7 protein-coding genes and 1 pseudogene are annotated in these 9,650 nt (G+C 49.8%); 1 reads left to right on the top strand and 7 read right to left on the bottom strand.

Features of this window, described 5'->3' with window-relative positions:
* Positions 1-457: 457 nt before the first annotated feature.
* From G3480_RS28640 to G3480_RS23550, 4 genes and pseudogenes are all read right to left on the bottom strand, one after another.
* Positions 458-526 (bottom strand): annotated as a pseudogene (locus G3480_RS28640) (transposase); the annotation flags it as partial.
* A gap of 80 nt (positions 527-606) precedes the next feature.
* Positions 607-1,488 carry a sulfotransferase family protein gene (locus G3480_RS23560; protein WP_164656664.1) on the bottom strand — a complete coding sequence of 294 codons (882 nt, stop codon included), beginning with the start codon at positions 1,486-1,488 and terminating at the stop codon, positions 607-609.
* A gap of 236 nt (positions 1,489-1,724) precedes the next feature.
* Positions 1,725-3,131 (bottom strand): hypothetical protein, encoded by a 1,407-nt coding sequence (locus G3480_RS23555; protein WP_164656662.1) that lies wholly within the window; start codon positions 3,129-3,131, stop codon positions 1,725-1,727.
* Positions 3,132-4,265, bottom strand: coding sequence for a DegT/DnrJ/EryC1/StrS family aminotransferase (locus G3480_RS23550; RefSeq protein WP_338114212.1), 1,134 nt, complete (start codon positions 4,263-4,265; stop codon positions 3,132-3,134).
* A 134-nt stretch (positions 4,266-4,399) separates the two neighbouring features.
* Between G3480_RS23550 and G3480_RS23545 the strand changes: the two genes are divergently transcribed.
* On the top strand, positions 4,400-4,555 hold the full coding sequence (locus tag G3480_RS23545) for a hypothetical protein (RefSeq protein ID WP_164656660.1): 156 nt from the start codon (positions 4,400-4,402) through the stop codon (positions 4,553-4,555).
* Between the two features lie 199 nt (positions 4,556-4,754).
* Here the strand turns inward: G3480_RS23545 and G3480_RS23540 are convergent, their stop codons facing one another.
* From G3480_RS23540 to G3480_RS23530, 3 genes are all read right to left on the bottom strand, one after another.
* Positions 4,755-6,422, bottom strand: a complete 1,668-nt coding sequence (locus G3480_RS23540; protein WP_164656658.1) for a sulfotransferase family protein — start codon at positions 6,420-6,422, stop codon at positions 4,755-4,757.
* A gap of 18 nt (positions 6,423-6,440) precedes the next feature.
* A complete protein-coding gene (locus tag G3480_RS23535) occupies positions 6,441-9,143 on the bottom strand; it encodes a glycosyltransferase (protein ID WP_240906014.1) in 2,703 nt (900 codons plus the stop codon).
* Between the two features lie 131 nt (positions 9,144-9,274).
* Positions 9,275-9,448, bottom strand: coding sequence for a hypothetical protein (locus G3480_RS23530; RefSeq protein WP_164656654.1), 174 nt, complete (start codon positions 9,446-9,448; stop codon positions 9,275-9,277).
* Between the last annotated feature and the right edge of the window lie 202 nt (positions 9,449-9,650).

The following is a 9,650-nucleotide window of genomic DNA, read 5'->3' as shown; positions in this document are numbered from 1 at the left end:
AAACGCATTAGCGATTTCATCGACTTCTTCAATCGCACGTTGGCCAAGCCCTTCCGCTGGACCTATGAGGGAAAGCCACTCGCGGCATGAATGATTAAACAGTCTCGGGATTTCCACTCTGTTGCACTAGAGTCTAGCAGAAAAACTCGAGCCTGGCCCCTTTCTTCCCGATGACTTGAAACGCAAGCATAGCCTATCAATGCTGGATTGCAAGACCTGACCCCGTGACCCCTGGCGGCGAACGCGGTACTTTCGCATCTCGGCCTTGATCATCGTTCGGTCCACCTGCCGTGATGCAACCTCAGCAAGTCAAGTAAGACTCTGATTTTTGTAAATAAAAATTGCTTTAGTCGAGTGCTTTGATCGGTCTTGAGCGAGACGATGATCAAGGCCCGCATCTCAGGGGGCCTTTAGCGGACTGTAAGGCGTGCAATGGGAGACCTGACCCCGTGACCGCGCGCCCATCACCACGCGAGGTGACATGGTAGAGCGCGCCAGCGAATTCGAGACGGAGTGGTCTTGCCATAGTCCAAATATAGCCGACTCGAAGAAAAAAGGAAGACCTGACCCCAATCTTCTCTAGGGCGTATGCACAAATTTAGAACACTACCAGCAGTCTTTATATCCAAAATATTTAAGTACAGGCCCAGCGATGGAGTTGAATTCTTTGATTTGCTCGGGTGTAAGCAAGGATTGGTATTTTCCAACATTATTTGCATCTGGCGCTTCTAGCGTTTTCGCTTTCCATTGCATAAATTCGCTTGGCTCTTGTTGCTCAACTTGATTTTTTATATGGTATTTCAACATCTGATCTGCATAAGGAAGGCCAAGATAGCAGCAAAGCCTCATAAGTTCCTGCTCAGGCTTGGTTACCAAGTCTTCATATTTCACGAGCGCTACATTTTCATCCATTTCTCTAATAAGTAAGGAATTATTTGACACCCAATCTTTCGCGATTTTGCTGACTTCAAATGGCAGCCTCGGCGCGTAGATTGAGTCAATTTTTTTGGTTGCTAAATCAATATAAGAACAGGCTACATCTCGACCATCGCGCACAATATATATGACCCCAGCCTTTGGAAACAAATCCTTTATCCTTGGAAGGTAATCAATATAAAAGTTGTTTTTATCACCGAGAACAGATCTACCTTTGCTTCTTGTGCGAGCGTAAAATTGATGCACTAACCAACACACATCCTGATAATTTTTCTTTTTGCTATTCTTAATAAACCTTTGTAACTGCTGCATATCGAGATTCCAAGTTTCTAATTTTCTAATTTTACTCAAGTCCCTAATAAACTGATCTAACACAACATCATCCAAAAAGTTTTCTGAAATATATCGTTCAGCAAGCCACATCATAAAACCTGCTTCTGGAGGGACAGTAATCGATGGGTGGTTATTTAACATCAGGCGTAAGAGTGTTGTTCCTGATCGTGGGTTACCCAATATAAAAAAATTGCTCGTCATATCTTTGTAACCAGTCAATTACCCGACATTCCGCATATCGAAGTTTCGCGATCTTCGGCTAATTTGAAGCGAAAATCGGCGAATAGTCGCGATAAAAAATAATGACTTTTCACGCCCAGGAAGCGCAGGAATATTTTGTCCCGCGATGACTGGGAATTTGCTCTGAATTCGTGTTCGAAACGGCTGAGTTTGAACATAAAATCAGCAAGATAGATAAATTATTTTTACACATTTTGATGTGCGGAATGTCGGAATTACAATTCTGTAATTTGCCTTTTATTCAGCACGACTGTGAGTATCCTGAGTAGTTCTTGCCCCTTTGATACCAAATCCATTCTATCTGCAAAGTGATTTTGCTGCTTTGCAACAAACTGTAGCCATGATGACGGATCAGCCACCCATTCTCTAAGTTTAGTACAAGAATCTAAAAAACCAGCAACATGAAGGCTATTATCAATTGCGTTTGAAATATCTGATCTCGGATCTGAATTAACCAAGACAGGTACGCCATATGCAATTGCAATTGCAGCCGCCCCACCACCACCAAACATACCAGGGAATGAAAGAAAGGCAAATGCCTTAGAATAAACCTCATCTAAGCTACTATGGCCTAGAATTTGAATCCGAGCATGGAACTTCTCTTCGATGTGTTTGGGAATAGTTTTTCTTGCTGCCTGAATATCATTAGCGCCGACTAATAGCCACTTGGCGGTAGGAACACTTTGAAATAATCGGGTTATTGCATCCCAATCTTTATTGCTCATTTTTTCCAAACCAATTCTTATACGCTCCTGAGAATAAACTGTAGCGACTATATACTCATCTCTCTCGCGCAACATTGCCGGTATAGGCGTCATGGATATTGCTGCCGGCGGCACATAGCGAAACTGACAACCAGAACTCACTTGCCCTCTGACTAAAGTTGCATCACTGTTTTTTCCAGAAGTTATGCGGGAACTGAAGGTAGCTGTAACCACAGGCCTAACTTGATGTATTGCTTTACTATAAAGATGTGTAGTTTTGAATATAGCGGGCCCTTCAAACCGAATAACTACATCACCAAGCAAATGAGATAAATCTTCGGAACGCGGCGCTAATGTAATGGACAAACGAGCATCTAGTTCACTTATTAGAGGCCGAATGACTGAAAAATGGGATGCTTGTTTAATAAAGCCATCTCTCAGTCTCACAACAGTTTTATCTTGATTTACTTTGGACCATTGACTCCATTCCCACTCTCCAGTAAAGATAAGATGCACTTTATTTATTACTGGCTGCACTAGCAGAGCAGCAGCGTATGCGTTTACTAACATAACATGCGGTCCATCAGTAACTGCGCTAATAAGTGAAACAACTTTTACAGATTCTCCATATAAGATCTGCTCGTTTATGAACGGGGCTTCCTCAAGTTGCTGAGCAACTTGGTTAAAAGCACTGATATGCTTCCTTTCAGCATATCTTCTTAATAGAGTGGCTACAGCAACCGCATCATCAATCGTACAGATAAAGTTTATCAGAGGCCATATCTCATCATCGCGCATTACCCCCGGGTTTATTGCACTCTTTTCCCTTATTAGCGCAGAAGAAATCGCAGGCATACCGGCAACTTCACGTGATTTTAGATAGTGAAACAAGGGCATCTTTTTATCCTGACTATCCACTTACGCTCTCATTGACCTGATAATCAAACATATCATATGGACAGCCTTTTCCTCTAGCTTGCCGTAAAACGGTAAACACAACACTTCGTCACTCGCGATTTTGGCGTTTTGTAACAGTTCTTCTCTTGCTGATGGCAGTTGGCGATAACAAGGGTAATCGCTGGTGAGAGGATAGAAGTATTTACGTCCAAACACATTGTACTCGCGCAACTGTAAAAAAACTTCATCTCGTGTGGCGCCAAACTTTTCACTGTCAATTCGGATAACCATGTACTGTTCGCTATTTTCAACGCCTTCGGGCATTTCTACGAAGCTAATACCAGGAACCTCCCTCAGTTCGCTAACGTATTGTACGCGGATCTTTCTTCGCAGTTCGCGTTCTTGTTCAACCAGTTCAAGTACAACCAGGCCGATTACTGCTGAGAGTTCGTTCATCTTGCCGTTAATGCCGGGCATGAGAACTTCGAATTCATTGCGTATGCCGAAATTCTTGAGCAAATCAATACGCTGCTTCAGATGCGGATCGTTGTAGGTGAGTGCGCCACCCTCAGCTGTATGAAACAACTTTGTCGGGTGGAAGCTAAACATAGAAATATCACCGAATGTTCCGATTGCCTGCCCGTTAACCTTAGTACCGAAGGCATGTGCCGCATCATAGATGATTCGGAGGCCGTGCTGGTCTGCAATCTGCTTGATCTTGTCAACATGGCAGGGCATGCCATAGACATGAACGCCAAGGATTGCTGTGGTGCGATTGGTGATCAGCGCCTCAATTTGATCAGGATCAATAGTCAGTGTATCTGCATCAATGTCACAGAACACTGGAGTGATGTTATTCCATGCGAGTACATGCGTGGTAGCAGGGAAAGTAAAAGGTGTAGTGATAACTTCGCCCTGTAAGCGCAGGCTCTGTACCGCTATCATTAACGCAATGGTGCCATTATTAAAAAGCGACAAATAGGGTACCTCAAGAAACTGTCGTACTTTTGCTTCTAAATTCTTATGCTGTTCTCCACCATTAGATAACCATTGTGTGTCCCAAACTTCTTTTAGTTTTCGCATAACGGGTTCAAGATCAGGCATCAACGGCCGCGTGACGTAAATTGGCTGATCAAATTTTATATTTTTTTCCACTGTTGATGTTCCAGCTTAATGAGCTTATAGATCTTTCATCTGTTAAGCAGAATCGCTGAACTAACGCGAATCACAAAGTGCCTAAATATTTGGAGGCAGTGCACGGTTGTCATACTCATCAATTGGAGGTCGAGATGAACAAAGATTGGATGACTGATGCGCGTCAAATTCCCGATGAGACAATGAACTACATTCGCCGTATCGCTGTGCATGCCGTCATTGACGGACATCATCGCCCTGAACTTGTCGCAAATGTTCTCAACATGAGGACGCCGGGAGCGCCTGATTAACATAAATGGTAGTGCCCCAATCAGCAGGATAGGCCATGGCGGATCGCCGGCAGCAGCGCCTGTCTAATCGGGCTTCCGAAGAAACTCTCTCGGGTAGCCATCCTGCGAATCAGGGCACTACCACATAAATAAATAACTGATTGTAAATCACCTTAAATCTTAAACGAAGATTCTAGCGTCTCTATGACAGGTGAAATATCTATACACCTTGACCGCGCTGATACAAGTTAATATCTAAATCATTTGCGGATAACAATTGGCCATACATGACTTCACCAATGTCATTGTTGAGTGCTTGCAGCCGCTCTTTCAAAGACAGATCCTCTCGTTGCGTCACATTCACCTTCGTCGGCTTAACCTCGATATCCGGGAACACCGGCTTCAACCATTCATCTAACCTCGCCAAGGACTCATCAAACTGCTCCACCACGCCAACAAAGGGCAATGTCTTCAGGGCCTTCATCGCCCGTTCTTCTTCGCTCAGTTTCACACCATCCAAGATTTCTGGAACCGCGAAAGCTAACCGATACGCCTGAAAATTCCGAATCGATCGATCTCCCTTCCGACTCAACCGCCACTTGATATAACCGGCCATATCGACCTCCTTTGCCACGCGACTCCCTTCCGTGTCGGCGATCTGCTTGCGCTCAAATTCATAAACAGAACGAATGCGGTCGATGGGATGGCGGATAAAGATGATTGGATAGACTGTGGTATCTGGCAATACTGCCGCGGGCAGCAAGGCCGTGTGTGATGAGAGCACCAGGATTTCTGGGTGCTGCCGGAGGTATTCCGTGACATCCTCGGAGCGCCACCCAGGCCCCGGTCCTTCATGTTCATGCCAGCCGTCCTTGAAATTCTGCTTGAGAATTTGGTCTAGCGAGGTGCCAGCATTCTTAAACAGATGGTAGTGCAGGATGATATGCCGTTGCTTCAGGTTAGACGATTGAGCGTTGCTGGGGTGGGCTTTGTGGACGGACATATTGTTTCCAGGTTGACTCAACTGAATCGCTGCGGACGACACGTTGCTGCTAGAATGACCAAAGGTCGACCAGGCATCCGCCAGCCTCTCATTCAAGGCATCGAACACTTTGTCGGACGGTTTAGGCTCGGTCAGCAGTGCTGCCCAAGTATCCTTGGTAAGGGTACTCAATCGCTGATCGCGCAGAACCTGATCGGTGTCGTGGCGATGGTTGCGCTTGTCCGGCTGTAGCCATTCATCGAGCGCTGTCGCAACCTCACCGCTAAGAGTCAGTGCGTCTAAGCCGAGACTGCCGTAGGCGCGTGCCAGCGTTCCACGCCAATCCACTAGCAGTTGGTCATAGTGCACCCAAGCGCGCGGATGGCCGCGCGTGGCGCGCTCGGCATCGAGCATGTAAGCAAGCCACAGCAGTTGGGCGTGTCGCAAATCGATGCCGTTGCGCTGTGCCAGAGAGTCGGCCACTTCAAGTGGGTTACGGCAACAAAGCATCGGGAGCGGTGTGAAACCGGACTGTGCGCTCGCCTCCAGCCAGATGGGCATGAGCCTTGATAAGCGTGGGTCTTTGAGGGCAACCAATTCGGCATCGGGATACTCGCTTACGAGAAGTTTAGCAGCCTGTTCGACGCGATGTCGTCGTTCGCCACGCATGAGCCACCATGTTGTCTCGATGGGTCGCGGATCATCCCAAGCCCGCTCTGCCTCACTTAACAGTTGGTTGTTGAGACGGACAATGGGCAATGACTCCCAGAAGCCTTCTAAGTTGTCTGATTGAGACGGCATCAGAGTCTTCGGAAGCGCGGCGCCTTGCAGATGCACGGAACGAGCTAAGGCACTGGAGCCAGAACGATGCATGCCGAGGATCAGGATCGCGGTTCTATTGGACACGATGGAACTCGATGTGAATTACTTAGGAATCGCGTAATTACCCAACTCCCCCGAATAAAACCCCAAATACCCCAATGCCTTCCCCATCATCTTCCACCCACTCTCAAACGAATAATTATTCCGCGCCAACGTCAGCGCGTGCTCGGAAAACGCTTGCCAGCGTTTCTGATCGTCGTACAGGCTAACAATCGCCTCCGACCATTCTTCTGGCGTCTCCGCCACCAAGGTGCTGATCCCATTCGACAGCCCCGTGGCCTCGGCGGCAATGGGGCTCAAAACGCTCGGTACGCCATAGGACATGGACTCCAGCACCTTCCCCTTGATGCCGGCGCCTGACAGCAAGGGCACCACAAAGAGACGGCAGGTCTCGAAGACCGCGTCGAGCGATTCGACATAACCCTCCATCACAACGTCGTCACTTTCCAGTGTCTGAAAAGCCTCTGGTGGGTTGCTGCCAAACACATGGAACTTGATCCCCTTACCCTTAGCCCTCAGCAGCGGCATGACTTTCTCAACGAAGAATTCGACCGCCTCGACATTGGGCGTATGTCGATACCCCCCAAGGAAGGCGATCCCGTCGCGTTCATCAAAGGGTGTCCGATGTCCCTGTGCGGTGAGCACCCAGGGGCACTTGAAGATATTGTCGATCCGCAGGTTGTGGCTTGCGATGACCGCGTGCTCGGTCTCATTGTAAGTGAGAATGGCATCTACCTTACGCATTAGGGCAAGCTCGCGGTCGCGTGTCGCCAAGGGTCCGGACAGATCGCTGTCGCCAAGGAAAAGCCGGGACCGCAGCTCACGCAGGAAATGCAGGTCGGCATTATTGAACAGAACCTTGGCCTGGGTGAAGTGTCGGACCTGGTCGATGTGCCGCTCCGCCACTTCGTAGCGCGTGATGAAGACGAGGTCGAATTCATGACCGCGTCGTCTCAGAAAGTCATGCACCGAGACATGGAAAGGCGCGTGGATGCACTCGATCCCCATCTTCTGCAGGTCGGTTGTGTAGCTGCCGAAATGCGCGAGGTTTTCCGGTACGAAGGTGATCTTAAAGCCGTGGGCCTGCAGCAGACGCATTTCCTGGACGGCCGCATAGGCCCCCGCGTTCTTGTCCGGCTCTGGAGTCGCATAGTCGAGAACCAGGGCGCGAAAACGCACACCGCGATCCTTGTGTCGCCAGAGGGTCTCGCCGCACCGGCCGTTGTGCTGGTAGGCGTCCACCCATTTGGCGCAAAACTTGGAAGCATTGATGGTCTGGTATTTCTTGAGTCCCGTCGAGATATCGCGACCGTTGCTCATACCCTCGAAATGGATGACCTCGGCGTGGGGGCAATAGAGGGTGCGATAACCGGCCGCGCGGACCTTGAAGGCGAGGTCGGTGTCCTCGTAATAGGCTGGCGCGAATTCATCGCTCAATCCGTCCGCTTCGTTCCAAATCGCCTTGGGAATCAGCAATGCAGCGCCAGAGATATAATCCACCTGGCGGACATAATTCCACTGTGGATCGAAAGGGTTGTCATTACGTCCAAGATTCCAGGGCTGGCCATTGTCCCAGACTATACCCCCGGCTTCCTGCAATTTGCCGTCCGGATAGATGAGTTTGGCGCCAACCGCGCCGACTATGTCAAAGCGGTCGAAGACCGCGAGCAGTTCATCGATCCAGTGCTGTCCGACTTCGGTATCGTTGTTGAGCAGGACGAGGTAGCGCCCCCGCGCGAGCTGCGCCGCTTTATTGCAACTGCGCAGGAAGCCAAGATTTTCCTCGTTGACGATGAGCCGCACATTGGCGATGAGCGTATTGATCTCGGTGGTCTTGTCGGTAGAAGCGTCGTCGACGACCATGACTTCATACTGACACCGATTGTCGCTCAGGATGATGGAGGCGATGCAATGGTAGGTCAGTTCGACTTTGTTATGCACCGGAATGATGATCGAGACATCCGGATTGGCGGCCTTGGGTAGCGCAAGCGCGGGAAACGCCTTGCGTTGCTCGTGGCCTTCATTCAGCACCTGGAGTGCCGTCATGAGGTTCTTGAGCGGTTTAGCGGGGCTGCCCCCGGACTCCATGATCGACCGCAGATGGGCGTGGAAGATCGCGAGGCGGCGCGTCATCATGCCAGGGAGTCCGGCATAGAGTGAATCGGCCGCGTCACGATCGGTCGCCAGATATTGCCAGGCTGTCAGAATTGGGCGAAGGACGCCGACATAGGACGCCTCACCACCCTGGCCATCCAAGTTCGCCACGGAGACCACATGGGGCATGCCGTCGCAATACGCTCCGGACAGGCCGAACTGGAAGGGGTAGCAGCCCCGATCATTGTCTCTTGCTGCTTCGGCCTCGCCCACTTTTTGGCCATCGACGAAGACTGCGAAGGGCATGCTCGATGGCGAATGGATGTCACTGTGGAATTCGCCGCTTAGGACATAACCATCCAGCGCATGAATCACGGCTTGCCAGACGGGTTCGGTTTGAACGATGAACTCCGGGGTGCGGATCAACGCGCCTGTCTCGGCGTCCGTGAGTGTGAGCCGATGCGGTTTTCCGTCGTCTAGCGGGCTCAGTAGATGGATCTCAAAACCATGTTGACCATCGCCGATCTCGGCTTCCTTGAGATCCTCACGTAGGATTTCAGCCGTGCTCTCGCCGAGAAGATCCTGCCCATCGTAAACGGAGACTCTGAGGGTTCGCAGTGGCGACGCTTTATCGAATGCCCATCCAAGCAACTGTCCATGCTCACAGCGGTCAAGATTGCCAACCAATGTGATTTTTTCGGGATTTTGCTCTGGGTCATCCAGATTAAGAGGCTCGGCTGTTGATCCTTGATCCATCGTTTGATACCTGATCCCAATCTACTTTATTTTACGGACTTATTGAGTGCATCGACAATCTGTTTGACGATTGAAACGGGAATAAGCAGTTGCAGTTCAGGCTCTGGTTTCCCATCTGGCTTGAGCTGCATCAGCTGTAAGCGCACGACCTGATTGTGTACGCCCAGCGTTTGAATTCCATCGATAAATACGCTTGTCATTTTCCGCTTACTCCTTCAGTGACTTATATTGACAACGGGTTCAAGTTCCGGGCCTTGATCATCCTTTGGTTCAAGCGCACGACCGGTGGGAGCGGCGCCCCCCCCCCCCCGGGGCGGCCAAACCCGGCGGGGCCCCCGCCCCCCGAGGATTGGCTATAAGAGTTAAGGGGTGGGGACAAAACACAAGGGGGGGGTGGGTTAT

It is taken from the genome of Thiorhodococcus mannitoliphagus (assembly GCF_010915725.1).
GTDB lineage: Bacteria > Pseudomonadota > Gammaproteobacteria > Chromatiales > Chromatiaceae > Thiorhodococcus > Thiorhodococcus mannitoliphagus.
Note: the sequence above shows the minus strand (reverse complement) of the source record. Positions and strands in the feature narration are given on the sequence as shown.